The sequence below is a fragment of the Bradyrhizobium lablabi genome (genome assembly GCF_018129385.1).
Classification (GTDB): domain Bacteria; phylum Pseudomonadota; class Alphaproteobacteria; order Rhizobiales; family Xanthobacteraceae; genus Bradyrhizobium; species Bradyrhizobium lablabi_C.
This window is the reverse complement of the sequence record NZ_JAFCLN010000023.1, coordinates 36,800-60,317: the sequence shown is the minus strand read 5'-3', so window position 1 is coordinate 60,317 and position 23,518 is coordinate 36,800. Positions and strand designations below refer to the sequence as shown.

30 protein-coding genes are annotated in these 23,518 nt (G+C 63.0%); 19 read left to right on the top strand and 11 right to left on the bottom strand.

What is annotated here, in order from left to right; translation table 11 throughout:
- The first annotated feature begins 55 nt into the window (after window positions 1–55).
- The 8 genes from JQ628_RS30205 (at window position 56) to JQ628_RS30170 (ending at window position 9,243) form a co-directional block, all read left to right on the top strand.
- Window positions 56–715 carry a TetR family transcriptional regulator gene (locus JQ628_RS30205; RefSeq protein ID WP_212228958.1) on the top strand — a complete coding sequence of 220 codons (660 nt, stop codon included), beginning with the start codon at window positions 56–58 and terminating at the stop codon, window positions 713–715.
- 112 nt (window positions 716–827) lie between these two features.
- A complete protein-coding gene (locus tag JQ628_RS30200) occupies window positions 828–1,586 on the top strand; it encodes an SDR family NAD(P)-dependent oxidoreductase (protein ID WP_212228956.1) in 759 nt (252 codons plus the stop codon).
- A 218-nt stretch (window positions 1,587–1,804) separates the two neighbouring features.
- Window positions 1,805–2,614: an enoyl-CoA hydratase/isomerase family protein gene (locus JQ628_RS30195; RefSeq protein WP_212228954.1), complete on the top strand. Its 810-nt coding sequence runs from the start codon at window positions 1,805–1,807 to the stop codon at window positions 2,612–2,614.
- 41 nt (window positions 2,615–2,655) lie between these two features.
- On the top strand, window positions 2,656–4,527 hold the full coding sequence (locus tag JQ628_RS30190) for an AMP-binding protein (RefSeq protein ID WP_212228952.1): 1,872 nt from the start codon (window positions 2,656–2,658) through the stop codon (window positions 4,525–4,527).
- A gap of 150 nt (window positions 4,528–4,677) precedes the next feature.
- Entirely contained in the window at window positions 4,678–5,805 is a 1,128-nt protein-coding gene (locus JQ628_RS30185) for an acyl-CoA dehydrogenase family protein (RefSeq protein WP_212228950.1), read from the top strand.
- Window positions 5,806–5,918: 113 nt separating this feature from the next.
- Window positions 5,919–7,166: an acyl-CoA dehydrogenase gene (locus tag JQ628_RS30180; RefSeq protein ID WP_212228948.1), complete on the top strand. Its 1,248-nt coding sequence runs from the start codon at window positions 5,919–5,921 to the stop codon at window positions 7,164–7,166.
- A 110-nt stretch (window positions 7,167–7,276) separates the two neighbouring features.
- Window positions 7,277–8,521, top strand: coding sequence for an acyl-CoA dehydrogenase (locus JQ628_RS30175; protein ID WP_212228946.1), 1,245 nt, complete (start codon window positions 7,277–7,279; stop codon window positions 8,519–8,521).
- Window positions 8,522–8,523: 2 nt separating this feature from the next.
- Window positions 8,524–9,243, top strand: coding sequence for a nitroreductase (locus tag JQ628_RS30170; protein ID WP_212228944.1), 720 nt, complete (start codon window positions 8,524–8,526; stop codon window positions 9,241–9,243).
- A 217-nt stretch (window positions 9,244–9,460) separates the two neighbouring features.
- Here JQ628_RS30170 and JQ628_RS30165 read toward each other — a convergent pair whose 3' ends face one another.
- The 4 genes from JQ628_RS30165 to JQ628_RS30150 form a co-directional block, all read right to left on the bottom strand.
- On the bottom strand, window positions 9,461–9,607 hold the full coding sequence (locus JQ628_RS30165) for a hypothetical protein (RefSeq protein ID WP_212228942.1): 147 nt from the start codon (window positions 9,605–9,607) through the stop codon (window positions 9,461–9,463).
- Window positions 9,608–9,710: 103 nt separating this feature from the next.
- Complete coding sequence (locus JQ628_RS30160; protein WP_212228940.1) at window positions 9,711–10,541, bottom strand: universal stress protein; 831 nt, start codon at window positions 10,539–10,541, stop codon at window positions 9,711–9,713.
- Between the two features lie 219 nt (window positions 10,542–10,760).
- A complete protein-coding gene (locus JQ628_RS30155; protein ID WP_212228938.1) occupies window positions 10,761–11,543 on the bottom strand; it encodes an enoyl-CoA hydratase/isomerase family protein in 783 nt (260 codons plus the stop codon).
- An 11-nt stretch (window positions 11,544–11,554) separates the two neighbouring features.
- Entirely contained in the window at window positions 11,555–12,607 is a 1,053-nt protein-coding gene (locus JQ628_RS30150; RefSeq protein WP_433996175.1) for a cyclic nucleotide-gated ion channel, read from the bottom strand.
- A 427-nt stretch (window positions 12,608–13,034) separates the two neighbouring features.
- On the opposite strand from JQ628_RS30150, the gene JQ628_RS30145 reads away from it, so the two are divergent.
- Both JQ628_RS30145 and JQ628_RS30140 read left to right on the top strand, forming a co-directional pair.
- Window positions 13,035–13,691: a Crp/Fnr family transcriptional regulator gene (locus JQ628_RS30145; protein ID WP_212228935.1), complete on the top strand. Its 657-nt coding sequence runs from the start codon at window positions 13,035–13,037 to the stop codon at window positions 13,689–13,691.
- Entirely contained in the window at window positions 13,688–14,584 is an 897-nt protein-coding gene (locus JQ628_RS30140) for a DUF6537 domain-containing protein (RefSeq protein ID WP_249128607.1), read from the top strand. The genes JQ628_RS30145 and JQ628_RS30140 overlap by 4 nt, the downstream gene beginning before the upstream one ends.
- A gap of 30 nt (window positions 14,585–14,614) precedes the next feature.
- Here JQ628_RS30140 and JQ628_RS30135 read toward each other — a convergent pair whose 3' ends face one another.
- Complete coding sequence (locus JQ628_RS30135) at window positions 14,615–14,872, bottom strand: hypothetical protein (RefSeq protein ID WP_349628138.1); 258 nt, start codon at window positions 14,870–14,872, stop codon at window positions 14,615–14,617.
- A gap of 143 nt (window positions 14,873–15,015) precedes the next feature.
- On the opposite strand from JQ628_RS30135, the gene JQ628_RS30130 reads away from it, so the two are divergent.
- Window positions 15,016–15,264: a DUF6894 family protein gene (locus JQ628_RS30130; RefSeq protein ID WP_349628137.1), complete on the top strand. Its 249-nt coding sequence runs from the start codon at window positions 15,016–15,018 to the stop codon at window positions 15,262–15,264.
- Between the two features lie 52 nt (window positions 15,265–15,316).
- The gene (locus JQ628_RS30125; RefSeq protein ID WP_212228933.1) at window positions 15,317–15,532 is read left to right on the top strand and encodes a hypothetical protein; all 216 of its coding nucleotides are present in this window, start codon (window positions 15,317–15,319) and stop codon (window positions 15,530–15,532) included.
- 44 nt (window positions 15,533–15,576) lie between these two features.
- Here the strand turns inward: JQ628_RS30125 and JQ628_RS30120 are convergent, their stop codons facing one another.
- Window positions 15,577–15,819 (bottom strand): hypothetical protein, encoded by a 243-nt coding sequence (locus JQ628_RS30120; protein ID WP_212228931.1) that lies wholly within the window; start codon window positions 15,817–15,819, stop codon window positions 15,577–15,579.
- A gap of 188 nt (window positions 15,820–16,007) precedes the next feature.
- Between JQ628_RS30120 and JQ628_RS30115 the strand changes: the two genes are divergently transcribed.
- Both JQ628_RS30115 and JQ628_RS30110 read left to right on the top strand, forming a co-directional pair.
- Window positions 16,008–16,166, top strand: a complete 159-nt coding sequence (locus tag JQ628_RS30115; protein WP_212228929.1) for a hypothetical protein — start codon at window positions 16,008–16,010, stop codon at window positions 16,164–16,166.
- Window positions 16,150–16,326: a hypothetical protein gene (locus JQ628_RS30110; protein WP_212228927.1), complete on the top strand. Its 177-nt coding sequence runs from the start codon at window positions 16,150–16,152 to the stop codon at window positions 16,324–16,326. Before JQ628_RS30115 ends, JQ628_RS30110 begins: the two co-directional genes overlap by 17 nt.
- A 23-nt stretch (window positions 16,327–16,349) precedes the next feature.
- On the opposite strand, the gene JQ628_RS30105 is transcribed toward JQ628_RS30110, so the two are convergent.
- Window positions 16,350–17,765, bottom strand: a complete 1,416-nt coding sequence (locus JQ628_RS30105) for a TAXI family TRAP transporter solute-binding subunit (protein ID WP_212228925.1) — start codon at window positions 17,763–17,765, stop codon at window positions 16,350–16,352.
- A gap of 399 nt (window positions 17,766–18,164) precedes the next feature.
- Here JQ628_RS30105 and JQ628_RS30100 point away from each other — a divergent pair, with 399 nt between their 5' ends.
- On the top strand, window positions 18,165–18,512 hold the full coding sequence (locus JQ628_RS30100) for a DUF3307 domain-containing protein (RefSeq protein ID WP_212229063.1): 348 nt from the start codon (window positions 18,165–18,167) through the stop codon (window positions 18,510–18,512).
- On the opposite strand, the gene JQ628_RS30095 is transcribed toward JQ628_RS30100, so the two are convergent.
- Window positions 18,496–18,996 carry a GNAT family N-acetyltransferase gene (locus JQ628_RS30095; protein ID WP_212228923.1) on the bottom strand — a complete coding sequence of 167 codons (501 nt, stop codon included), beginning with the start codon at window positions 18,994–18,996 and terminating at the stop codon, window positions 18,496–18,498. The genes JQ628_RS30100 and JQ628_RS30095 overlap by 17 nt on opposite strands.
- A gap of 125 nt (window positions 18,997–19,121) precedes the next feature.
- Here JQ628_RS30095 and JQ628_RS30090 point away from each other — a divergent pair, with 125 nt between their 5' ends.
- The gene (locus tag JQ628_RS30090) at window positions 19,122–19,523 is read left to right on the top strand and encodes a hypothetical protein (protein ID WP_212228921.1); all 402 of its coding nucleotides are present in this window, start codon (window positions 19,122–19,124) and stop codon (window positions 19,521–19,523) included.
- Between the two features lie 141 nt (window positions 19,524–19,664).
- Here JQ628_RS30090 and JQ628_RS30085 read toward each other — a convergent pair whose 3' ends face one another.
- Together JQ628_RS30085 and JQ628_RS30080 are read right to left on the bottom strand one after the other, a co-directional pair.
- Window positions 19,665–19,985 carry a YkgJ family cysteine cluster protein gene (locus JQ628_RS30085; RefSeq protein WP_212228919.1) on the bottom strand — a complete coding sequence of 107 codons (321 nt, stop codon included), beginning with the start codon at window positions 19,983–19,985 and terminating at the stop codon, window positions 19,665–19,667.
- A 52-nt stretch (window positions 19,986–20,037) separates the two neighbouring features.
- Window positions 20,038–20,736 carry a helix-turn-helix transcriptional regulator gene (locus tag JQ628_RS30080; RefSeq protein ID WP_212228917.1) on the bottom strand — a complete coding sequence of 233 codons (699 nt, stop codon included), beginning with the start codon at window positions 20,734–20,736 and terminating at the stop codon, window positions 20,038–20,040.
- Between the two features lie 102 nt (window positions 20,737–20,838).
- Here JQ628_RS30080 and JQ628_RS30075 point away from each other — a divergent pair, with 102 nt between their 5' ends.
- Window positions 20,839–21,075, top strand: a complete 237-nt coding sequence (locus JQ628_RS30075) for a hypothetical protein (protein ID WP_212228915.1) — start codon at window positions 20,839–20,841, stop codon at window positions 21,073–21,075.
- 34 nt (window positions 21,076–21,109) lie between these two features.
- Window positions 21,110–21,844 (top strand): glutathione S-transferase family protein, encoded by a 735-nt coding sequence (locus JQ628_RS30070; RefSeq protein WP_212228913.1) that lies wholly within the window; start codon window positions 21,110–21,112, stop codon window positions 21,842–21,844.
- A gap of 1 nt (window position 21,845) precedes the next feature.
- On the opposite strand, the gene JQ628_RS30065 is transcribed toward JQ628_RS30070, so the two are convergent.
- Complete coding sequence (locus JQ628_RS30065; protein WP_212228911.1) at window positions 21,846–22,475, bottom strand: pyridoxamine 5'-phosphate oxidase family protein; 630 nt, start codon at window positions 22,473–22,475, stop codon at window positions 21,846–21,848.
- Between the two features lie 126 nt (window positions 22,476–22,601).
- On the opposite strand from JQ628_RS30065, the gene JQ628_RS30060 reads away from it, so the two are divergent.
- The gene (locus JQ628_RS30060) at window positions 22,602–23,498 is read left to right on the top strand and encodes a LysR family transcriptional regulator (RefSeq protein WP_212228909.1); all 897 of its coding nucleotides are present in this window, start codon (window positions 22,602–22,604) and stop codon (window positions 23,496–23,498) included.
- Window positions 23,499–23,518: the final 20 nt, after the last annotated feature.

Here is a 23,518-nt window from a genome sequence, read left to right as displayed (position 1 = left end):
GGCCCGGTCATGCGCTTATGTGCGGCCCGCAAGATCAGCGGGAACAAGGACCGCAGTGAATACCAGCGTACCGACCAGACTTCAGACCGGCAAAAATCCCACCGCGGAAAAACTGCTGGTCGCCGCCAGCGAACTGATGATTGAGCGCGCCTCGATCGAAGTGTCGCTGTCGGACATCGCGCAGAAGTCGGGCGTCAACGCCGCGCTGGTGAAATATCATTTCGGCAACAAGGACGGGCTGCTGATGGCGCTCTTGGCGCGCGATGCCGCCACCGAGATGTCGCAGCTCGAATATCTGCTGGCGCAGAAGATCACACCATCAGCGAAGTTGCGCCTGCATATCGGCGGCATTATCCGCGCCTATTATCAGTTCCCCTACATGAACCGGCTGATCCATTATTTGCTGCACGAAAGCAGCGCGGAAGCAGCCGACGAAGTCTCGAAATTCTTTGTGGCGCCGCTGCTGGATTTCCAGCGCCGTCTGCTGGCCGAGGGCATCAAGGCCGGCGAATTCCGCAAGGTCGATCCGGTGCTGTTCTACACCAGCCTGGTCGGCGCCTGCGATCACCTGTTCTTCGGCCGCCACGCGATGTCGCGTGCGATCGGTGTCGGCCCTGTGACCGAGGATGTCTGCCGCGAATACATCAAGCACATGGAAGCGCTGATTTTCGGCGGCATTCTGAAGCCGGACAAGGCGGCAATGGCTGCCGAATAGAGTCCACCGTTACCCAAGTCGCGAGCATGATCCGGAAAAGTGGAAACCGGTTTTCCGATCAGATCATGCTTAAAAAGTAGAAAAGAAACGACCCAAGGAAAGGTTAGTTGCGATGCAGTTGAAAGACGTTGCCGTTCTCATCACCGGCGGTGGCTCCGGTCTCGGCGCCGCGACCGCGCGCGCCATGGCGGCCAAGGGCGCCAAGGTCGGCGTGATCGACCAGAACAAGGAGAACGCCGAGAAGGTCGCCGCCGAGGTCAAGGGCGTTGCCCTGCATGCCGACGTTACCAGCGAGGAGCAGATCAAGGCCGCGATCGCCAAGGCCGAAGCCGCGCACGGCATCGCCCGCGTGCTGATGAACTGCGCCGGCATCGGCGGCTCGCAGCGCACCGTCGGCAAGGACGGCGTCTATCCGCTGGAAAAATTCGTCCGCATCATCAACGTCAATTTGATCGGTACCTTCAACGTGCTGCGCCTGTTCGCCGAGCGCCTTGCCACCGAGGCACCGATCGGTGAAGAGCGCGGCGTCGCCATCAACACCGCCTCCGTTGCGGCCTATGAAGGCCAGATCGGCCAGATCGCCTATTCGGCTTCAAAGGGCGGCGTTGTCGGCCTGACGCTGCCGGCCGCGCGCGACCTCGCTTCCCTCAAGATCCGCGTCAATACCATCGCGCCCGGCCTGTTCCTGACGCCGCTGCTGATGGGCCTGAACGAAGAAGCCCGCAAGAGCCTGGGCGCCCAGGTGCCGCATCCGGCGCGTCTCGGCGATGCCAGCGAGTACGGCAATCTCGCGGTTCATATTGTCGAGAACCCGATGCTGAACGGCGAAACCATCCGCCTCGACGGCGCCATCCGCATGGCGCCGCGGTAACTTCCTTCTCCCCTCCTGTCCGCCGAAGCCCTTGGGCGAAGGCGGATGCGGGAGAAGGTGACGCCTCACGAAGTGAGGCGACGGATGAGGGGTTGTCTCCGCGGAAACAGACCCCTCACCCAAGCGAATGCGTGGCGACTGCCGGCGATGCCCTCTCCCACAAGGGGAGAGGGCGCAGCAACTGGCACCGCGATCTGCTGAACGCGCAGGAGTACCTCGTGACTCAACCGCTGCTGATCGAACATCATGACGGCGTCGATTGGGTGACACTCAATCGCCCGGACAGCCTGAACGCGCTCGATCCGTCCCTGATCGACGCGCTCAACGTCTACTTCCAGGGCCTCCAGCGCAACCGCGACACCCGAGTCGTCGTGCTCAAAGGCGCCGGCGCCTCCTTCTGCGCCGGGCTTGATCTCAAGCACGCCATGAAGCGGCGGGCCGGGCAGCAGGAGCCGCCTGGTGTCACCGAGTCGCTGGACTCGCAGCGGCGCATCGCCGATATCGTGATGCTGATGCGGCGCTGTCCGCAGCCGATCGTCGCGCTGGTCCAGGGTGCGGCGGCCGGTGGCGGCTTTGCCCTGGCGCTCGCGGCCGACATCCGCATTGCGACGAAGAACGCGCGGATGAACTGTGCCTTCATCAAGCTTGGTCTTGGCGGCTGCGACATCGGCACCAGCTATTTCCTGCCACGTCTGGTCGGCGTGTCGGTCGCTTCCGAACTGATCTTGACCGGCCGCTTCATCGGCGCCGAGCGCGCGCTCGCGGTCGGCCTCGTCTCCGAACTGGTTGAAGATGCCGCGGCGCTCGATGCCGCCGCAGAACCCTATGTCGATGCGATGATGACGGCCTCGCCGATCGGGCTTCGGCTGTCGAAAGAGTGCCTCAACATGGCGGTCGATGCCGGCTCGATCGAAGCCGTGATCGCGATGGAAGACCGCAACCAGGTGCTGTGCAGTCGCTCGGAAGATTTCGGCGAAGGCATCAGGGCCTTCCTTGAGAAACGAAAGCCTGTCTATATCAGGCGCTGACAACAAGATCCGCAAAGGACAGGAATTCCGGGAGACGCAAAATGGATGGGAATGCCGCCGCGGTGCTCGACAAGCCCGGCTTTCGCAAGATCGACTGGCTGGAGCGCGACATCGCCGTCGAGCGCCGGCCGGACGGCGTCATCGTCCTCAAGTCGCGCATCCCGCTCCAGGCTTACGAAAAGCATATTCCGGCTTCGCTCGCGAAATGGGCAAGGGAAGCGCCCGAGCGCATCTGGCTGGCGCAGCGCGGCGGTCCCGACCGGCAATGGCGCAAGGTTTCCTATGGCGAAGCCAAGCGCACCGTCGATGCGCTGACGCAGGGCCTGCTCAATCTCGGCATCGAAGAGGGCCGCCCGGTCACGATCCTGTCGGGCAATTCAATCGAGCATGCGCTGATGACGCAGGCCGCGATGCAGGCGCGCCTGCCGGCAGCACCGGTGTCGCCGGCCTATTCGCTGATGAGCCAGGATCACGCGAAACTCAAATATCTGTTCAATCTGATCAAGCCCGCCGTCGTGATGGCGCAGGACGGCCCGACCTTTGAGAAGGCGCTGAAAGCGCTCGATCTCACCGGCGTCACCGTGGTGCACGTCGTGCGTCCCTGTGAAGGCATCAAGAGCGTGTCCTTTGCCGATCTTGCAGCAACGCCCGTGACGAAGGATGTCGAGGAATCGATCGCAAGGATCACGCCCGGCACCGTGGGAAAACTGCTGTTCACCTCGGGCTCCACCGGCATGCCAAAAGCCGTCATCAACACGCAGGAGATGATGTGCGCCAATGCGGCGATGATGATGCAGGTCCGCCCGCGCGATCCGAACGGCCCGGTGGCGACCATGCTGGACTGGATGCCGTGGAATCATACCATGGGCGGCAACGCCGCGTTCCATCCGATCCTGGTCGATGGCGGCACGCTCTATATCGACGACGGCCGGCCGATGCCGGGCCAGTTCGACGAGACCATCAGGAATTTGCACGAGGTCTCGCCGACCTACTACGCCAACGTGCCGGCCGGCTACGCCGCGCTGGCGGCTGCGATGGAAAAGGACGATTCGCTCTGCCGCAGTTTTTTCAAGAACCTCACCGTGATGGCCTATGGTGGCGCGCGGCTGCCTGATGATCTCTACGATCGCATGCAGGCGCTGGCGGTAAAAACCACCGGAGAGCGCATCGTGTTCTACACCGGCTGGGGCTCGACCGAGACCGCGCCGACTTCCACCGGAACCTATTGGGACACCGAGCGCGTAGGCCTGATAGGCCTGCCGTTCCCCGGCGTCGAACTGAAGATGGTACCTTGCGGTTCGAAATATGAGCTGCGCCTGCGCGGCATCAACGTCACGCCGGGCTATTTCGGCCAGGCCGAGCTGACGAAAAAGATGTTCGATGAGGAAGGCTTTTACTGCATCGGCGATGCCGGCATCTTTGTCGACGATAACGATCCGTTGCAGGGCATCATCTTCGCCGGGCGCGTGGTCGAGGATTTCAAGCTGACGACCGGCACCTTCGTGCATGTCGGCTCGCTGCGCACCGACGCCATCGCCGCCGCAACGCCGGTGGTGCACGACGCGCTGGTGGCCGGACAGGACCGCGAATTCGTCGGGCTATTGGCCTGGCCGAACCTGCACGCATGCCGTCAGGTCGTCGGGAGTCCGGATGCGACGTTCGAGGACGTCGTAAAACATCCCGACGTGATCGCCTGTCTGAAGCGCGGGCTGGAAGCGCATAACACGGCCTGCAAGGGAACCAGCATGCGCATCGCGCGCGCGATGCTGATGGCCGAGCCGCCCTCGATCGACGGCAACGAGCTCACTGACAAGGGCTACATCAACCAGCGCGCCGGCCTCGACCGCCGCGCCGATCTGGTCGAGCGGCTCTATGCTGCCAAACCGGATAACGACGTGATCGTGTTGCAATGAAGACGAATCTCTCGCCACTCGTCATTCCGGGACGCGCCACTTGGCGCGGACCCGGAATCCATACTCCCGATCGTGGTTATGGATTCCGGGCTCGTGCTTCGCACGCCCCGGAATGACGGAAGAATAACGACAAGTACAAGGTAACCCGCCATGAATTTCGATTTCTCCGACGACCAGAAGCAGATGCGCGACGCTGCGCGCAAATTCCTGTCCGAACAATGCTCGCCGAAGGCCGTCCGCGTCGTGCTCGACGGCAAGGCGCCCTATGACAAGGCGCTCTGGAAAGGCCTCGCCGAGATGGGTTTTCTCGGCGTTGCAATTCCCGAGGAGTTCGGCGGCGCGGGCGCGGGCCATCTGGAGCTGTGCGTGATCGCCGAGGAAATGGGCCGCGCCAATGCGCCGGTGCCGTTCTCCTCCACCGTCTATCTCGCCGCTGAAGCGCTGCTGATCGCCGGCAGCGACGCGCAGAAACAAAAATGGCTGCCGAAGGTCGCGTCGGGTGAGGCGATCGGCACGCTGGCGCTGTTCGAAGGATCAGGCAATCCGTCGCCGAAGGCGATCAAGCTCGCTGCGTCCGGCGTAACACTCAGCGGCGTCAAGAAGCCGGTGGCTGACGGCGCCATCGCAGACTTTGCCGTGGTCGCCGCGCGCACCGGATCGAGCGGGCGCGAGTCGGACATCTCGCTGTTCCTGGTCGATCTCAAGGCCGGCGGCGTCGAGGTCAAGGAATTGACCAACATCGACCCGACCCGCGGTCAGGCCGAGCTCACCTTCACGAACACCAAGGCCGAGCCGCTTGGAGCCACCGGCGAGGGCTGGAGCATCCTCACGCAGGTGCTCGACCGCGCCGCGGTGCTGCTGGCGTTCGAGCAGGTCGGCGGCGCCGACCGCGCGCTGGAGATGGGCCGCGATTATGCGCTCGATCGTATCGCCTTCGGGCGGCCGATCGGTTCGTTCCAGGCGGTGAAACACATCCTCGCCGACATGTATGTCTCGGCGACGCTGGCGCGCTCCAATTGCTATTACGGCGCCTGGGCGCTCTCGACCAATGCCGGCGAATTGCCGGAAGCGGCCGCCGCCGCGCGCATCAGCGCGACGCAGGCGTTCCAGCATTGTGCCAAGAACAACATCCAGGTTCACGGCGGCATGGGTTTCACCTGGGAGTTCGACTGCCACATGTACTACCGCCGCGCCAACGCCACCGCGCTGGCGCTCGGCAGCATGTCCTATTGGGAAGACGCGCTGATCGACCGCATGCGCAAGAAGAACGCGGCTTGAGGGGTCCGTAGGGTGGGTTAGCGAAGCGTAACCCACCGTCTTCGCAACAAGGTCAAACAGAATTGGCGGGTTACGCCTTTGGCTAACCCACCCTACGAAAAAAAGAGACGAGCATGAACTTCGACGACACCCCGCAGGAAGCCGCGTTCCGCGCCGAGGCCAAGGCGTGGATCTCGGCGAACGCGCCGAAGCAGTACGAAGAGGACCTGCGAAAGTCCTCGCTCGGCCGCACCGTGATCAAGGGCGTCAACCTGCTCGAGGCCGCAAAGGCCTGGCAGAAGAAGAAGGCCGACGCCGGCTGGGCTTGCCTGCATTGGCCGAAGGAGTATGGCGGCCGCGGCGCTTCGCCGATCGAGCGGGTGATCTGGCAACAGGAGGAGGGGCCGTTCGGCAATCTCTCCCGCGTCTTCATCATCGGCCACGGCATGTGCGGTCCGACCATGATGGCGTTTGCCGGCGAGGAGCAGAAGCGCAAGCATCTGCCGCCGCTCGCCTCCGGCGAAAAGATCTGGTGCCAGTTGTTCTCCGAACCTGCCGGCGGCTCGGATGTGGCAGGTCTGCGCACGCGCGCGGAAAAAGAGGGCGATGACTGGATCATCAACGGCCTGAAAATCTGGACCTCAGGCGCGCACTATTCCGACTACGGCATCTTGCTCACCCGCACCGATCCCAACGTGCCCAAGCACAAGGGCCTCACCATGTTCTTCCTGGACATGAAGAGCCCGGGCGTCGAGGTGCGGCCGATCAAGCAGGCGAGCGGCCAGTCGGACTTCAACGAAGTCTATTTCACCGATGTTCGCATCCCTGACTCGCAGCGGCTCGGCGCCGTCAATGACGGCTGGAACGTCTCGCTCACCACGCTGATGAACGAGCGCATGTCGATCGGTGCGGGCGTTGCCACCGGCTTTCCGGAGCTGTTCGAGTTCTGCAACAATCTGATGCTGGAGGATGGCCCCGCCATCGAGGACCGCGACGTGCGCTCCAAGCTGGCGAACTGGGCGGTGAAGGCGAGCGGGCTGAAGTACACCAGCATGCGCACGATCTCGGCGCTGTCGAAGGGCGAGCGGCCGGGTCCGGAAAATTCCATCGGCAAGCTGGTGGCGGGATCGATGATCCAGGACGTCGCGACCTTCGCGCTGGACTTGCAGGGCGCGGCAGGCGTGCTGAGCGGTCCGGAAGACGCAGAACTCGCAGGAAAATTCCAGGCGATGCTGCTGCGCGCGCCCGGCACCCGCGTCGAGGGCGGCACCGACGAGATCATGCGCAACATCATCGCCGAGCGCGTGCTTGGGCTGCCCGGCGACATCAGGGTCGACAAGGACGTGCCGTTCAACAAGATACCGACCAAGGGAAGAGCTTGAGAGATCGTAGGGTGGGTTAGCGAAGCGTAACCCACCATCTTTGCGCCGAGATCAGACAGAATTGGTGGGTTGCGCCTTCGGCTAACCCACCCTACGCAGAGGAACACGCCATGAATTTCGATGACACCCCGCAAGAGGCCGAATTCCGCGCCACCGCCCGCAAGTGGATCGCCGCCAACGCGCCCAAGGAATTCGAGGAAGAGCTTTCAAAGTCCTCGCTTGGCCGCATCCGCCTCGCCCAGCACGACATGGTGGAGGTTGGAAAAGCCTGGCAGAAGAAGAAGGCCGAAGGCGGCTGGGCCTGCCTGCACTGGCCGAAGGAATATGGCGGCCGCGGCGCTACCCCGATCGAAAAAGTGATCTGGCAGCAGGAAGAGGGCGTTTACGGCAAGCTGACGCAGCCGTTCCAGATCGGCGAGGGCATGTGCGGCCCCACCGTGATGGCGTTCGGAACTGAGGAAGCCAAGCGGCGGTACTTGCCGAAGCTGGCCTCCGGCGAGGAAATCTGGTGCCAGCTCTTCTCCGAGCCGTCCGCCGGCTCTGATGTTGCGGGCCTGCGCACCCGCGCGGAGAAGAAGGGCGACAACTGGGTCGTCAACGGCCAGAAGATCTGGACCTCGGGCGCGCATTATTCCGACTATGGCCTTTTGATCGCGCGCACCGATCCGAATGTGCCGAAGCACAAGGGGCTCACCATGTTCTTCCTGAGCATGAAGAGCCCGGGCGTCGAGATACGGCCGATCAAGCAGGCCAACGGCATGCAGGAATTCAACGAGGTCTATTTCACCGACGTCGTGATTCCGGACAGCCAGCGGCTCGGTGCGGTCGGCGACGGTTGGAACGTCTCGCTGACCACGCTGATGAACGAGCGCATGTCGATCGGCGCACGGCTCGCCACTGGCTTCCCCGAAATGTTCGAGTTCTGCTCCAACTTTATGACCGAGGACGGCCCGGCGATCGACGATCGCGCCACGCGTTCGAAGCTGGCAGGCTGGGCGGTCAAGGCCAGCGGCCTCAAATACACCAGCTATCGCACGATCTCGGCGCTGTCGAAGGGCGAGCGGCCTGGTCCGGAAAATTCCATCGGCAAGTTGGTCTCCGGCACCATGCTACAGGACATCGCGACCTACGCGATGGACCTCGAAGGCGCGGCCGGCGTTCTGTCCGGCCAATCCGAGGAAGTCGCGAGCGGCCAGTTCCAGCAGATGCTGCTCTCATCTCCGTCGATGCGCATCGCCGGCGGCACCGACGAGATTTTGCGAAACATCATCGCCGAACGCGTGCTGGGTCTGCCCGGCGATATCCGAGTCGACAAGGACGTGCCCTACAACAAGATCCCGACCAAGGGACGCTGATCATGGTGGATGCGGCGGCGAAGACGCGCGTAGCGCGTTATGTGAACGAAGATCGTATCGGCGTGCTCGAAGAACTTTTGAACGAACGCTATTCCGTTCGCGCGTTCCTGCCGCAGCCCGTGCCGCGCGAGACCATCGAGCATGTTCTCACGGTGGCCCAGCGCACGGCGTCCTGGTGCAACAGCCAGCCCTGGCAGGTGATCATCGCGAGCGGCGAGGCCAAGGAGCGCTTTCGCAAACTGATCTACACGGAGGCCGCCTCGGGCGCCGAGCAGGGCCACGACTTCCCGCCGCCACGCGAGTATCTCGGCGTCTATCTCGATCGCCGGCGCGAGAGCGGCTTTCAGCTCTACAACACGCTCGGCATCGCGCGCGGCGACAAGGCGGCCTACGCAAAACAGGCGCTGGAGAATTACAATTTCTTCGGCGCGCCGCATGTTGCCATCATCCACACCGATGAACCGCTGGGCGTCTACGGCGCTGTCGATTGCGGCGCCTATGTCGGCAATTTCATGCTGGCGGCGCAGGCGCTTGGTCTGGGCACCATCCCGCAGGCCGCGCTGGCGCGGCATTCAAGCCTGATCCGCCGCCACTTCAACCTGCCCGATGACCGCCGCGTGGTCTGCGGCATTTCCTTCGGCTATGCCGACCACGGTCACAAGGTGAACAGCTACCGCACCTCGCGGGCCAGCATCGCCGACACGGTCACTTTCGCCGAGTAGACTCTCTCCCCGTCATTCCGGGACGCGCCCTCTTGGCGCGGGCCCGGAATCCATACTCACGATCGTAGTTATGGATTCCGGGCTCGTGCTTCGCACGCCCCGGAATGAGGAGTTGTGAGACGGCAACGAAAAAACGCCCCACGCGAGGTGGAGCGTTTTCCGCAAGTATTCAACGGTACGGCTCAATTCAACATCAGCCGGCCGTTATCCCCGGGGCTTAGCAGCGCTGGCCGTTCGAAAGCCGGCACTGGCCGCTGCCCGGTTGGCTCTTCGGATCAGACGCGGTTTGTGCGTGCGCGACCGAGCCGGCGATAACAGAACCGACGGCCAGAAGCGCGGCGACAAAAGCGGTGATACGTTTCATCCACTAATCTCAAATGTTTGATCGCACCAAAACGGTGCGAGTCGAATCTAGCAGCGCTCGTCATAACGAACGTGATTCCGATCACGTTCGTCGCCGGAGCCGTTCAGTGCGACAGCAGGATCGGCAGCGTCGGCTGTGCAAGCAGGCTCCTGGTCGCGCCTCCCAACACGAAATCGCGGAGCCGGGAGTGGCCGTAAGCGCCCATCACCAGCAAATCCGCGCCATGCGAAGCCGCATAGGTTTGCAGGGTTTCGCCGATCTGACGGCCTTTGGCATCTTCCTTGTCCAGCACAATATTAATGCCGTGGCGCGCGAGATTTTTTGCGAGTTCTTCGCCCGAGCGGCTGCTGTCGATCGCCTTCTCGTTGACGACGGTGACGAGGCGGACCTGCCTGGCGAGTTCGAGGATTGGCAAGGCATCGGAGACCGCGCGGGCGGCGGCGCGGCTGAAATCCCAGGCCACCACGACCGTGCCGAGCGCGAACGGCCGCTTGGCCGGCCCGTCCGGCAGTATGAGCGTCGGCCGCCCGGATCCGAAGATCACCTCATCGGCAACCCACTGATTGCTGGAGGATAGAGGCAGGATCGTGAGGTCGCGCAGCCGTGCATACTCGACAAGCAGGGCCGGCACGCGAGTCAGAATGCATTTCTCGAGGATGGTCTCGTGAAGGATGCCGGCCTTCTCGGCCGCCGCGTCGAACGCCGCGAGCAGATCGCGTGCGTTGTCCCGGCTCCTGGCCGTCTCGTTGGCAATCATCCCTTCGACCGCCGATACGAAAATGACATGGCCGGGCACCTCCACGCGGGTCTCGAACGAGAGCGCGGCAAGATGAGAGCCGAGCGCGGCCGCGACCGACACGGCATTTGCTGCCGAGATCGCCTGGGTAGGTTCGGGATAGCTGGTCAGCGCAACGAGAATATCCTTGATGGCCATCGTACACTCCTGTTGCTGACGACAATAGGCAGCGGCAGCGCCGGCTTGATTGATCTAGCTCAAATCGCTGTCCCGGCGTTTTGACGCACCGCGCGCTAGCGCAGGATGACTTTTCTTCGAATCGTCATCCCGCTCTATCTTTTTGTTTGAGCATGATCTCCGCGCAAACGCTTCGTTTGTCGCGAGGGAAAACCGGTGTCCACTTTTCCGGATCATGCTCTAAAATTTCGGCGGTCGCTTCTCGGCACGGGCCTTGATGCCTTCCTTGATCTCGGCGCCGCGCATGCTCTCGCGATGGCGCTGGTCGGCGGCGGCCTCGTCCAGCTTGCCGCGGGCGAATTCGTTGATGGCGCGCTTCATGCCGGCCATCGCGCGAGGGGCGTTACCGGCGAGGATACCCGCGAGCCTGTCGACTTCCTCGTCCAGCGCCTCCGTCGGCACCATCGCGGTGAGGTAGCCGATCCGCAGCATTTCGGGGGCGGCGATCTTCTGCGCCGTCAGAAACAGCATCTTGGCGTTGTCGACGCCGAGCCGCGACACGTAGCGGCGGATACCGCTCTTGTAATAATGCAGGCCGAGCCTCGCCGCCGGCATGAACATCTCTGATGTGTCGACGCCGATACGGAAATCGCAGGCCAGCGCCAGGTCGGTCGAACCACCATAGACGCCGCCGTTGAGCCGGCAGATCGTCGGCACGCCGAGATCTTCGAGACGATCGACCACGATCTCGAAGGCCGACCCGGCGCTCTGCTGTTCATTGGCGCTGACCGCTCGCTCGGCGACCGAACCGAGATCGTAGCCGGACGAGAAGGTGCGCCCGGTGCCGGTCAGCACCAGCACACGCAACGTTGGATCGGCCTCGATCCGGTCGAACAGTTCCAGCAGCACGCCGAGGTCGCCCGCCTCCAGCCGGTTGTGATGCCTCGGCCGGTTGAGGCGGATGGTGGCGCGGGCGCCGGAAATGTCCAGCAGCGGCGCGCTGGCGCCCTCGGTGTCCAGCATGAAAATTCTCCTTACTTGTTTTCCTGTATGCGCCGTTTGGCCTCGGCATCGATGGTCTCGGCCAGTTCCGGATGCCGTGCCATCAACAGGCGGAAGTCGACGAGATCAAGCACCAGGAGCCGCGATACCCGCGTCGTCGTGATGTTGGCCGAGCGCGTGGTGTTGCCGACCAGCGCCATCTCGCCGAAGAACGCGCCTTCGCCGAGCGGCACTTTCTTGCCGCCTGGAAGGTCGACCTCGACCTCGCCGGCGGCGATGAAATACATGCAGTCGCCTTGCTGGCCCTTGCGCATGATCATGGTGCGCGCCGGCAGGTCCATGGTCCGCAGCATGTTGGTGACATCGGCGATCGCGGCGGGACCAAGCGCCGCGAAGAACGGCACCTTGCTCACGCTTTCCCAGGTCTTCAGGAAATTGTCGCGCCGCGTCTCCGCGGCAAAGCCGGTCGCCAGAATGCCGGTCCAGAGCCCGAACACGCCGAGACCGGAGATCATCACCATGGCGGCGATGATGCGCCCGAGCGGCGTGACGGGCACCACGTCGCCATAGCCTGTCGTGGTCAGCGTCACCACCGCCCACCAGAACGCGGCCGGCACGCTGCCGAACGTCGCCGGCTGAACGTCCCGCTCCAGGAAATATTCGGCGACCGAGGCCAGAAAAACCACCATCAGAAAGATCACCAGCACGCTGAGCAGCGGTCCGGATTCCAGCACCAGGACGCGGCGCAACTGCCGCAATCCCGGAATGCCCTGAACCAGTTTCAGCACCCAGACCACGCCAAACAGCCAGGCTGATTTGGGATGGGCACCGAAGGCAAGGGCGAGTGGAATGGCGATGACGGACGCCGCATCGACCAGGCCGCGGAAAGACAACCCATAGGCAAGGCCGCGTTCGGCGCGGATGGCATGGCGCAGCCGCACCGCCCATTCGAACAGGAAGAAGGCAAGGCAAGCCCACAGCGCCGCATCGGCCCAGCGATGCGCCGCCTCGTAGGCCGGATCGACCGTGAGCAGGACCATCGCCGACGTGCCCGCCGCAACCGCGACATAGGCCGGCCGGGTCATGTTTCGCCCTTCGGTCGCGGCGACGAAGTGTGACAGGGATGGAAGCGTCGGTCTTGGTATCGGTCTTGGCATTGGGAGGCAGTGCCTCTCCACGGAAACCTTGAGGGGGAAATGCCCATGCCGGGCATACGGCAAGGTGCCCGCGCCGGGGCAGGCCGTCAACGATGCCACGGCCTGAGCCATGCTTTCGCGAGCCCCTGCCTGGGAGAGCGTCTTGGGGCGGTGCAGCGAGGCCGTCCGTCATCGCCGGGACAGGCCGTCCGCAGCGGGGTCAATAAGGCCCCGATTTTTGACCGGAGAGTGTGAAAAACCAAACAAATCGTCGCCTATTGTCCGTATATCGGAGGGGTGCCGCGCGGATTATGATGGCGGCCACGCGCTTTACGCATTCGCAAAACGACTTACTCCGGAAGACTGGTTGGCTCCCATGGATACGTCTCATCTGGTACAGCATGCGGGAACGGCAGGCACGCTTTTCGCGACGATCTTCGTGGTTGCCTCCACAACGATGAAGACGATGATCCCGTTGCGTGTGTTCGGAATCCTCTTCAATGTGGCGCTGATCGGAACCGCGATTCCGACCCATAATTATCTGGTCATCGCGGTGCAACTGGTGATGCTGTCGCTCAATTCCTGGCGGCTGCACCAGATGCTGCAACTGATCCGTGACGTTCGAAAATCCGTCAGCGGCGACCTGTCGATGGAATGGCTAAAGCCGTTCATGACCGAGCGCCAGTACAAGGCGGGCGAGGTCCTGTTCTACAAGGACGAGAAAGCCGAGGACATGCTCTACATCGTCAGCGGCCGCTTCCGCCTGGTGGAATCGGGCATCGAGCTTCCGGTCGGCGCCATCGTCGGTGAGCTTGGCATGCTGTCGCCGTCGAACATGCGCACGCAGACGCTGGAATGCGTCGAACCCGGCCTGATCCTTTCCGTCAGCTACAGCAAGGTCGAGGAGCTCTACGTGCAAAATCCGGAGTTCGGCTTCTACTTCCTCCGTCTCTCCAGCGCGCGGCTGTTCGAGAACCTCAATACGCTACAGCAGCAACTGGAGCAGGCGAGGGCGGCTGCCAAACCCGCATGAGCGTCAGCAGCATGGGTGCGTTTTCGAACTTCATGGAGTCGATGCGTTATCTGTTCGCCGACATCATCGGCGAACAGGACGATCGTCCGGCGTTCCTGCCCGAAAACCTCCCCGAGGCGGTCGTTCCGGTCGCCAGCGAAGCCATTCACCTTCTGACGGAGTATCAGGGCACGCCGTACGCCCGAGTCTATGTCTACCGGCTGCGCCGCTTCATTGGAAAGCCCGGCGTCGACGCTGCCATGCTTGGCGAGATCGCGCGCCTGATGGCGATCCGCATGGCGTACGAAGATCCGATCCGCATCGCGCAGCAAAAGCTGATCGAGCTGGCAACCGACCCCGATACGCCGCGCGCCAACGACATCAGGAAATTCCGGCTGGACGAACTGGTCGACGTGTTGCCCGCGGTCGTGGCCGAGCCGATCCTTGGCCTGCTGGACTGGCTGGGATGGACGCACAAGCGGGTCTCGGTCCATTTCAACAACAAGAGCTGGTTCGGCATCCTGCGCCTGCGGATGGAGTCGTCGCTGCGGCGCTGGCGCCGCTACTCCATCCGTTACGGCAAGGAGCGGCTTTGGGTCGAGCGCTGGCTGCATATGGTCGACCGTGCGCTGACCAAGCAGCCCGCCGCGGCGCGCGAGATCATCGAGACCGCGACCATGGTGCAGGGCTACAGCAGCGAATATCGCCACGGCCTTGCGGACTGGCACGCGATCATCGACGGTCTGGCCAAGCCGACCTTTGACGGCGCGCTCAATTTGCCGGATCTCGCCGGCGCGATCCGGGAAGCCCGCGCTGCGGCTATGCCCGACCCGCGCCAGGCCGCGCTGAAGCGCAAGATCGCGGAAATCCGGGCGCGAACGCTCGGAGGCGGCGCGGAGGCCGCGGCGGAGTAGCCGGTATCGCGCCCGGCGAGCAACGGAAAATCAGGCGCTGCGAGCGATCTGGTACTCGCGATGCGCTATTTGCTCCGGAAAACCTGCTGGATCGCGGCTGGCTGCCAGTTGCCCGGCGGCGGTGAGCTCATCGAGCGTCGTCCTGCCTGATCTTGCGCATTTGATGATTTGTTTCGCGATCCGCTTGCGGGTCGCATGCTCTTCGCCGCGCGGCATTTTTCTACAGACCTCGTCCAGCGCCGCGTTCATGTTCGCCAGAGTCCATCGGTCAAAATCGCCCTCGACCACCGCTGTATCCTCCCGATGTCGTGAACTATTTCGATGCTTTTTGCCTCGCGGAACCCGCGCAGGGTTTCGTTGTTTCTTGACTGCCGAATTCCGGAAGGAGGAACAAAATAGTCCTTCCGCGCCTATTCCAAAGACACAGGAGCGTGAACGAGACACCTCGTCACGGCACGGCGATGCCGCACTATCATTTCGATCTCGTCAACTGGAAGGGCATTGCATACCAGGGCGGTGCCGACCTCGCCGACGACATCGCGGCGATGGACTCTGCCGACGCCATTGCGCGGCGGCTGCTTGGCGAACGGCCGGAGCTGCGCAAGCGATATTACGCCATCCTCGTCACCAATGACGATGGTGCAGAAGTGTGCCGGCTGCCGCTCGAAATTATCCACTGAATTCACAGGGCATCATCCACAGGGCGCCGGCGCGCGATTTGAGGAGAGATCGATGGGACGACATTCCGGTCATGGCATCGTGAAGGACGAGAAGGGCCAGGAACAGCCCGCAGACAAGCAGCGCGCGCAGACGGTCCACAAGACGGATCGGAAAGACAAGGATTCGGTCTCGCGGGAGGCAACGCGTGACCCAAAGCTCACCGATGCCAACAAGACGCCCGGCGCCGGTACCGTGCCCGATGATACCGGCAACGGGAATACCGGATAGAGGCCAACCTCTCGCATAGAGGCCAACCTCTCGCGCAGTCAGCTCTACGGTTCTGTGTCCGATCCGTTTTGAGTGTGGCTGCCCGGTCCCCGGCTGAAGACTCCGTAATCGCTGGATTTCACACCCGCCGTGCCGTCGATCCCGACTGCCTGAAGCCCGAACTTCAGCAGTTCGCGGACGGCGGCGGCTCGCGTCGGCATCCGATGCTTGAAACGGAAATCATCAAGCGCCGCCAGTTCCTCGGGCGACAGCATCACCTGCAACCGTTCTGCACGCGTGTCACTCATGTGCGTTACCCAAATGAGAGTTTTGAGTAGTTTTACTCAACTGAGTAGCCTCATTAACTCACGCCACGCGCTCCGGTTCCACAAATTGCGTCTGGTGTGCTAGTTTAGCTATTTTATCAAGCAAAATCAATAAGTTATGACTTGCGCTGTGCCGCTGAAAGTCGCATGATCGTGGCCAGGAGGACGCCATGACCGACCACGTCAAGCTGCCCCGCAAGCTTTCAGAAGAGCCGACGCCGCCCAAGCCGCGTCGGCCGAGCCATGAGCAGGTCATCGAACAGCTCGACCGCTGGGCCAACAGCCCCGAGCTTCAACCGCCGACATTGCCCGATGCGAAAACGATCTAAACCACACACATTCGAACAGCGGCTGGCCGAATACAGGCAGCGGCTCGAAAACGAGGCATTGGAAGTGCCCGACGGCGAAATGCGCACTGCGATTGCAAAGCGGATCGAGCAATTGCAACTTGCGGCCGACATGAATGCCTGGCTGACGCGCGAGAAATGATTCTGCGCAGTCGCGTAGCGCGCCTAGGCGCTTTGCGCCGTCTTCACCACCACGACATTGTCGTCAAGTGAGCCGTGACTCGCCTGCGCGGCATGGCGCTTGAGGCTTTCGCGCCGCAGGCCGATCTCGTCGCGCACGAACTGATAGCCGAGCTTGAAGGTATCAAGTCCCTGACTGCTGATGGTGCCGTCGCGCAGCCCTATCACCACGTTGCGGAGGATTTTTTCGACCTCGTCCTCCAGGCAATCGAGTTCGTCGACGGTTTTCGCATCCTGGATCTCTTCCCCGAGATCCAGCAGCGCGGTTGCGAGTTCGCTGGCCTTCTCCGGCGCGACCCGTGTCACCTTGGTGTAGAGCGTGGCGCAGATCGAGCCGATGATGCCGAGCGCGGCGAGGCCGATGTACAGCAAATCGCTGTAGCGCTCCATGAACGACTTGATGTCGTCGTTCAGATATTGGGCTGCGCCCTGATGAGCGACGATGAAGGCGTCCTTGTCGGTATCGGCCGGCTCGATCTTGGAGGCAAAACCATCCGGCAGCGCGAGCTCGGCCTTGTTCTCGTAGATCGTCCGCGCCAGGTCGCCGGCGGTCACCGCCGACAGCCGTGAATTGGCGACCAGCAGCCATTCGAGGCCGACGGTCGCGACGTCCTCTTCGGGGATGGCCGGCGAGGAAGAGAGCGTGCCGGCCGCAATCGTCTCTTCCGACAGCGCAGGATTGCGCCTCGCCAGCGCTTTGGCCGCGTCGATCGCGTTCAGCGTGAAAACGCCGCGCTTGGCATTTTGCTCAAAGCTTTTGTCCCTCACGAGTCTGGAGCTGCGGACGATGGCGACGACCGCGCCAAAGCCCGACGCGTACAGTTTCTCGAAACTCGCGCCCGGCGGCGCCATCTGCACCAGCGAAGTTCCGTTGGCGCTGTCGGGGACTTCGAGCAGGTTGCGAACGAGGGCAGTGCCGCTGTCACTGTCGGCCATGACGGCGATCTTCTTCCTGCGCAATTCCGCGATCGTCTTGATCTTCTTCGCCCCCGGGCTGAGCAGCAGCACCACGTCGCGATCGAGCACCGCGAGCGAGCGCGCATGCGCCGGAATCTTGGCGTCGGTGCGCAGCACCGCAAGATTGGCTTGCCTGCGGTCGAACTGCGCGAGCGCCTTGGCGCTGTCGGCGTTGTTCATGATCCTGAGCTGTAGCCGCGATGTGTTGTTCTTGAGAACGGCCGCAAGCCGCGCCGCGAAGCGGGCCTCGGGGCTGGTGGGATCGCCCACCGCGAACACCAGCGTCTCGGTATTCTTCAGCCAGGTGCGGACGCCCCAGACCACTGCGGCGGTCAGGATGACGGTCAGGACGGCGAACAGGAAAATCTGGGCGCTGTTGCTTTTGACGACGCGCTTTTGCTTGCGAGGCTTTTCAACCGCCGGCGTCGGGATATCAGCGCTCATGGCTCTCGACCTGAAGCCTGGGGCAATCGGTGCGCCATTTCCGGCTATTGGCGATCGGCCCCTTGCGAAACTAAATACCTAAAAAAGAACGAGAATTTTCCAGCCTCGGGATGATATCCGGCTGGCTGCCGATTGCAAATCGGGCCTTCGCGGGTAACCTTACTGGTAGAACGCGCCGTTAGGCCACACCTGAGGTTTTTCGATTTGTCCAGAGGTGCAATCCGGCCCGGGAGATGTCATAAATGAGCCATACCGGGCGATTGGCCCGGCTTTGAGAAGAAAATTGCGCTGAACGCCTAAACACTATTTTCCGTCGTCACCCGCCAGTCCCAGAGGGCGTCAGTTTTGTTGCTACCCACGATGTCTTCCACGGTCCCGGTCGGCGCGCTGGTTGGATGGATGCTGCTTCTGACGGCCAAGCACATCGTCGCCGACTTCTTTCTGCAAAATTCCTGGATGGCCATCGGCAAGGACCAGAAGACCGGCTGGGCCTTGCCGCTGCTCGCGCATTGCCTCGTGCACCTTGCGGTTGCATTGCCGCTGATCCTGATCGTCGCGCCGAGATTCTGGTTCGTGGCTTTCATCGATTTTGCCATTCACATCACAATCGATCGCGCCAAGGGATTCGTCACCTCGCATTTCGGCGTCAATCAGGAGCATCCGTGGTTCTGGTCGCTGATCGGTGTCGACCAGGCGCTGCATCACCTGACCGGGTTCGTCCTGTCGATCTTCATGGCGCAGAACTGACGGCGCGGCCTGCGGGATTCCTGTCGCGGACGAACACGCCGAGATGATGGGGACCGACATTGCGTTCGATCACGGTCCACCCCAGCGCTTCATAAAAGCGCGTCATCGGCGGCCGCGCGCAGAGATAGGTGCGCTCCACCCCGAGCGCGAAGCAATCCTGCGCGGCACGGTTCACCAGTGCAGCGCCGACGCCGCGCCGGCGCGCATCTCCCTCCACCCACACCGCCGCAACCCATGGCGAGAGCTGCGGCCGTTCCTCGAGATCGGACGAGATCACCGAACTGGTGCCGAGAAATCTGCCGCCCTCATGCGCCACCAGTGCGAACGGGATTGGCGTGGCTTCCATGTTCTCGCGCAGGCGGGTCGAAATGTATTCGAGCGGATAGCCGTTCGGCTGCCACCACGCCTGCCAGATGCGGTTCGCCACCGTATCGAAGAAGCCTGGGCGCTGTCTCAGATCGGAGATGGTGAAGTCTTGCGGCATCGATCGCCTTATTGGTCGCTCCGATTCGCGCAGAGCGCGCAAGCACCCCGGGCGACTACTGGGATGCGTGGTTAACCCTTCGTTAGAGAATTGCAATGCATCTTCCGCATAGGGGGAGAACTGCAATGTTTTCAAGCCGCGACGCATTTGAGAACGATTTCTGCCCGGTTCGGGACGAGCTGCTTGGCGAGATGTATCGCGCCAGCGAACATGGCCTGCCAAGACTGGTCGAGAGCGTCTCTCCGGAAGTCCGCGCCATGCTGGCGCTGTTCTGCTATCGCCGCAGCCATCTTCATGCGCTGGCGCTCTCGATCGCCGCAAGCTGCACCGAGCGCGAGCTGGTGCACTTCGGCGGCCGCGTCGGCTCGACGCTCTACGCCATGTCGCGCGAACCCGCGGCGCGCACGGCGTCTTCCTCCTCTTCCTACGGCAATCGCAAGCCGATCACGCTCTCGACAAAGCCGCTTTCGACCTTTGCGCCGATCGCGGATGAATTCGATGACGAGATCGAGGCGGTGACGGCGTAAGCTTTCTCCATCGTCGTCCCGGCGCACGCCGGGACCCATAACCACCGCTCTTGATTGTTACGAAGGCAATTAGCCCCAGCGCGCTGCAGACAGGCTGCGGCGTATGGGTCCCGGCGTTCGCCGGGACGACGTGCGGATAGGTCACGCCAACGCCGCCAGCCCGAACCTCGCTCGCGCCATGTTGCACTCATCGTCGCCCGGCATGCACGTACGGCAGACCTCCGGCCGCACCGCATAAATCTCGCAGCGGACGCCGCTGCCGACCTTGCCCGACAGCGCCGAGCAGCGGTCGCCGTCGCAGCGCATGCCTGATAGCCGCGCATTGACGAATCGTTCCGGGATCAGCGCCAGCGCCTCGTCATCCTCGATGCTGAAGCGCGGCCAGTTTTGCGAATAGCTACAGCAGGCGCCGCAGTTTTGGCACAGCAGCTCGGCATCGGCGGCCGGTTCGTTCTTCCCCATGCCCGTCGTTTAGCGCGGAAGACGGGCGCAGACCAGCCGGCGTCGGCGGATATCACGGCTCTTTCGGCTGCTCCCACACCATGCTCTGCCGCCATTTCGCCCGAAGCACGTCGCGCCTCTCAGGATATTTCTCGTCGAGATAGTCCGCGTCGACCACGCGGTCGGTACGAAAGCTGCGAAAATCCTTGCGCAGCTCGCACCAGGCCGCCAGCAGCCGCACCGCCTCGTGGTAGCCGATCGCGATCGGCCAGATCGTGCGCTCGCTGTCGCGGCCGTGTTCGTCGCGATAGCGCAGCGCGATCTTCTTGCCCTCGTGGATTTGCGTGCGCGTGCGCACCATGTCGATGCGGTCGGGCTCCTTGTTCCAGGCGCGGCGGGCGCGGCTCGCGGGCTCCAGCACGAAGGGCCTTAAGCGTTCCGGCACCGTGTCGGCGATCTTTGCCTTGAGGTCTTCAGCCGCGCGCGCGAGCACGGGGTCGGCGTTGCTCGCCACCCATTGCGCGCCGAGCACGGCGGCCTCGATCTCGTCGGGCGTCAGCATCAGCGGCGGCAGATCGAATCCCTTCTCCAGAATGTAGCCCATGCCGGCTTCGCCGCGGATCGGCACGCGCTGCCCGATCAGGGTGGCGATGTCGCGATAGATCGTGCGCTTGGAGGTCTCGAGCTCGGCCGCGATCGCATCCGCGGTCAGCGGCTTTCGGGTGCGCCGGAGCACCTGGATGATCTGGAACAGACGGTCGGCGCGGCGCATCGCAATTCTCTTTCTCGAAGCCGTGATGCCGATGCTGACACGATGTTGGCAGCAGGGGGCGGCTATCTCTTGGACAACACTTCAATCGAAGGAAGCTTGTCCATGATGATTCTCTGTGAAGTTGGAAATTACCAGCCGCTTTGGCGCGTTCAAACCTGGGCGTTGGAACGCCTGATCGCCCTTCATGTCGGTTCCGGCGACCTGCGCTGGGCGCTTATCTCGCTGGCGCTCAGTTCTTTTGCCGCCGCCTGGGCCCTCGGGCGACGGCGGATCGGCCGGCTGGCCGGAAACAGCCCGAGGCAGGCTGCTGCCACACCGTTGGCAGCAGGGCGCCACTAGCCTTCAAACCAGTTCAGCGAGATCGGAGCTTGAAATGATTACGCTTTACGGCTTTGGCGCCGGCTTCGGCCTGCCGGAGATCAGCCCCTTTGTCACCAAGACCGAGGTTCAGTTGAAGATGGCGGGCGTTGCCTATCGGAAGGAAAAAGCGATGCCGCCGAGCTCTCCCAAGGGGCAGATGCCCTATATCGTGGACGAGGCGGAGACGATCGCCGATTCCACCTTCATCCGCGCCCATATCGAGGGCAAATACGGCTTCGATTTCGATGCGCCGCTCAATCTCCAGCAGCGCGCGCAGGCCTGGGCGTTCGAGCGGATGATCGAGCACCATGTCTATTGGGCGCTGGTCGGGGCGCGCTGGGTCGATCCGGTGAATTTTGCCAAGGGACCGGCGCATTTCTTCGAAGCGATGCCCGAGCACAAGCGCGAAAAGCTGTGCGAGGACGCGCAATTCCGCGTGGCCGAAAACTATCTGCTCAGCGGCCTCGGCCGCCACGCGCCGGACGAGGATGTCGATCTCGCGGTCCGCTCGCTGTTCGCCTTGTCGGTGCAACTTGGCGACAAGCCCTATCTGATGGGCGAGGTGCCCTGCGGCACCGACGCCACCGCCTTCGGCGCGCTGGCCGGCATCTTGACGCCGTTCTTCGACTCAAAACTGCGCGAGCGCGCCGAGCATTTCCAGAACCTCGTCGCCTATGTCGACCGCCTGATGCTGCAATATTACCCGGACTTCGCCTGGAAACCGATGCAGCAGGCGGTGGCCGCCTGATTCAAATCACCGGGATTGGCTGCCCTTTCAGCGCAGCCAGTTCCGCCTCGAGCTCGGCGATCCTTTCGTCGCGAGCGGCAAGTGCTGCCGCGACATCGGCCGCATCGAACTTTTGCGGAATGTGCTGCGGACAGTTGGTGTCCCACGCGGCGATCTTGAACAAAATCACCTGCTCCGGCCGCGCGCGATAACCCTGCGGCATCAGCGATTGCGTCAGCGCCGGATCGTCCTCGACCACGCGCGCTTCGCCCCACAGCTTCACGCGCCGGCGATGTGCGTAATCCATCACGAAGATATACGCCTTCGGGTTCTCCGACAGGTTTCCCTGGGTGATGTATTGCCGGTTACCGGCATAGTCGGCGAAGGCGATCGTGTTCTTGTCCAAAATCTTGATGAAACCCTTCGGCCCGCCGCGGTGCTGGATGTAAGGCTGCCCGTCCGCGGTCGCGGTGGCAAAATAAAAGCTGTTGGCCTCGCCCAGGAACGCTGCAAGGTTCTCGTCAATCTCGGTGCGCCAGCCGCCGCGCGCTTCGACACCAGCGTAGCCCTCGCGCGAACCCTTGCGGGTCTGGATCGCCTTGACGGCGGGGGTGAAGGCCACGTCGCTGGAATAGGTGTGAGTATCGGACATCGGAAGTCTCCCTCGGGCGGGTGAGCGCCGCTGCGCTCTCGCCCTCGACCGGAAATCTAGGTGCTTCATAAATTTGAACAATCATATCGATTGACACTTCACTATTTCAAATATTGAAATAACGGCATGGATCGCCTCGACGCCATGCAGGCCTTCGTCGCCGTGGCCGACCTCCACGGCTTTGCGCCGGCCGCGCGCAAGCTAAAACTATCGCCGCCGGCAGTGACGCGTCTGATCGCGGCACTGGAGGAGCGCCTCGGCGTGCGCCTGTTGCAGCGGACCACGCGCTCCGTCACGCTGACCGACGCCGGCTCGCGCTATCTGGAGCGCGTCAGGCGGATCCTCGCCGATGTGGAGGAAGCCGAAGGCGCGGCGGAGAGCGAGCGGTCAAAACCCAGCGGCCGGCTGGTGATCTCGGCGCCGTCGGGCTTTGGCCGTCTTCACGTCAGCCCGGCCGTCTCGGCGTATCTCAAGCGCCATCCGGAGGTGTCAGCCGAGCTGAGGCTGGAGGACCGCGTCGTCAACCTGGTCGAGGACGGCGTCGATCTCGCGGTCCGGATCGGTATCCTCGCGGACTCCACGCTGGTGGCGCGGCATGTCGGCGAGATGCGGCGGATCGTGGTGGCCTCGCCCGCCTATCTCAGGCGTCACGGCGAGCCGAAGATTCCGGCCGAGATCGCCGATCACCAGACCATCCAGTTTGGCGGCGCATCAGCCAGCGGCGACTGGCGCTTCGTGGAGGGCGCAAGCGAATTTCGGCTCGATGTCACGCCGCGGTTTATCAGCAACAGCGCTGATGCCGCCATCCAGTATGCCGAGCAGGACGGCGGGCTGACGCGGGTGCTGGCCTACCAGGCAGCGGACGGCATCCGCCGAGGCGCGTTGAGGATCGTGCTGCAAAAGTTCGAGGCGCCGGCGCTGCCGATCCACATCGTCTACCCGACGTCGCGGCTGCTGTCCGCCAAGGTGCGCGCCTTCATCGATCTCGTCGTCGAGGAAGCCGATTGGAATTTCGCTCGGTAGCTGGAGTTGCTGTCATGGCC

What these genes read in the sequence shown, in the direction of transcription:
- JQ628_RS30125 (WP_212228933.1), top strand. Translation starts at nt 15,317, where the DNA reads ATGGGACGACATTCCGGTCATGGCATCGTGAAGGACGAGAAGGGCCAG.
- JQ628_RS30080 (WP_212228917.1), bottom strand. Translation starts at nt 20,736, where the DNA reads ATGCGCCGCGCCGACCGTCTGTTCCAGATCATCCAGGTGCTCCGGCGC.
- JQ628_RS30085 (WP_212228919.1), bottom strand. Translation starts at nt 19,985, where the DNA reads ATGGGGAAGAACGAACCGGCCGCCGATGCCGAGCTGCTGTGCCAAAAC.
- JQ628_RS30185 (WP_212228950.1), top strand. Translation starts at nt 4,678, where the DNA reads ATGAATTTCGATTTCTCCGACGACCAGAAGCAGATGCGCGACGCTGCG.
- JQ628_RS30150 (WP_433996175.1), bottom strand. Translation starts at nt 12,607, where the DNA reads ATGACCCGGCCGGCCTATGTCGCGGTTGCGGCGGGCACGTCGGCGATG.
- JQ628_RS30170 (WP_212228944.1), top strand. Translation starts at nt 8,524, where the DNA reads ATGGTGGATGCGGCGGCGAAGACGCGCGTAGCGCGTTATGTGAACGAA.
- JQ628_RS30070 (WP_212228913.1), top strand. Translation starts at nt 21,110, where the DNA reads ATGATTACGCTTTACGGCTTTGGCGCCGGCTTCGGCCTGCCGGAGATC.
- JQ628_RS30060 (WP_212228909.1), top strand. Translation starts at nt 22,602, where the DNA reads ATGGATCGCCTCGACGCCATGCAGGCCTTCGTCGCCGTGGCCGACCTC.
- JQ628_RS30190 (WP_212228952.1), top strand. Translation starts at nt 2,656, where the DNA reads ATGGATGGGAATGCCGCCGCGGTGCTCGACAAGCCCGGCTTTCGCAAG.
- JQ628_RS30100 (WP_212229063.1), top strand. Translation starts at nt 18,165, where the DNA reads ATGCTGCTTCTGACGGCCAAGCACATCGTCGCCGACTTCTTTCTGCAA.
- JQ628_RS30090 (WP_212228921.1), top strand. Translation starts at nt 19,122, where the DNA reads ATGTTTTCAAGCCGCGACGCATTTGAGAACGATTTCTGCCCGGTTCGG.
- JQ628_RS30075 (WP_212228915.1), top strand. Translation starts at nt 20,839, where the DNA reads ATGATGATTCTCTGTGAAGTTGGAAATTACCAGCCGCTTTGGCGCGTT.
- JQ628_RS30155 (WP_212228938.1), bottom strand. Translation starts at nt 11,543, where the DNA reads ATGCTGGACACCGAGGGCGCCAGCGCGCCGCTGCTGGACATTTCCGGC.
- JQ628_RS30115 (WP_212228929.1), top strand. Translation starts at nt 16,008, where the DNA reads ATGACCGACCACGTCAAGCTGCCCCGCAAGCTTTCAGAAGAGCCGACG.
- JQ628_RS30160 (WP_212228940.1), bottom strand. Translation starts at nt 10,541, where the DNA reads ATGGCCATCAAGGATATTCTCGTTGCGCTGACCAGCTATCCCGAACCT.
- JQ628_RS30145 (WP_212228935.1), top strand. Translation starts at nt 13,035, where the DNA reads ATGGATACGTCTCATCTGGTACAGCATGCGGGAACGGCAGGCACGCTT.
- JQ628_RS30165 (WP_212228942.1), bottom strand. Translation starts at nt 9,607, where the DNA reads ATGAAACGTATCACCGCTTTTGTCGCCGCGCTTCTGGCCGTCGGTTCT.
- JQ628_RS30200 (WP_212228956.1), top strand. Translation starts at nt 828, where the DNA reads ATGCAGTTGAAAGACGTTGCCGTTCTCATCACCGGCGGTGGCTCCGGT.
- JQ628_RS30105 (WP_212228925.1), bottom strand. Translation starts at nt 17,765, where the DNA reads ATGAGCGCTGATATCCCGACGCCGGCGGTTGAAAAGCCTCGCAAGCAA.
- JQ628_RS30175 (WP_212228946.1), top strand. Translation starts at nt 7,277, where the DNA reads ATGAATTTCGATGACACCCCGCAAGAGGCCGAATTCCGCGCCACCGCC.
- JQ628_RS30065 (WP_212228911.1), bottom strand. Translation starts at nt 22,475, where the DNA reads ATGTCCGATACTCACACCTATTCCAGCGACGTGGCCTTCACCCCCGCC.
- JQ628_RS30120 (WP_212228931.1), bottom strand. Translation starts at nt 15,819, where the DNA reads ATGAGTGACACGCGTGCAGAACGGTTGCAGGTGATGCTGTCGCCCGAG.
- JQ628_RS30110 (WP_212228927.1), top strand. Translation starts at nt 16,150, where the DNA reads ATGCGAAAACGATCTAAACCACACACATTCGAACAGCGGCTGGCCGAA.
- JQ628_RS30180 (WP_212228948.1), top strand. Translation starts at nt 5,919, where the DNA reads ATGAACTTCGACGACACCCCGCAGGAAGCCGCGTTCCGCGCCGAGGCC.
- JQ628_RS30095 (WP_212228923.1), bottom strand. Translation starts at nt 18,996, where the DNA reads ATGCCGCAAGACTTCACCATCTCCGATCTGAGACAGCGCCCAGGCTTC.
- JQ628_RS30140 (WP_249128607.1), top strand. Translation starts at nt 13,688, where the DNA reads ATGAGCGTCAGCAGCATGGGTGCGTTTTCGAACTTCATGGAGTCGATG.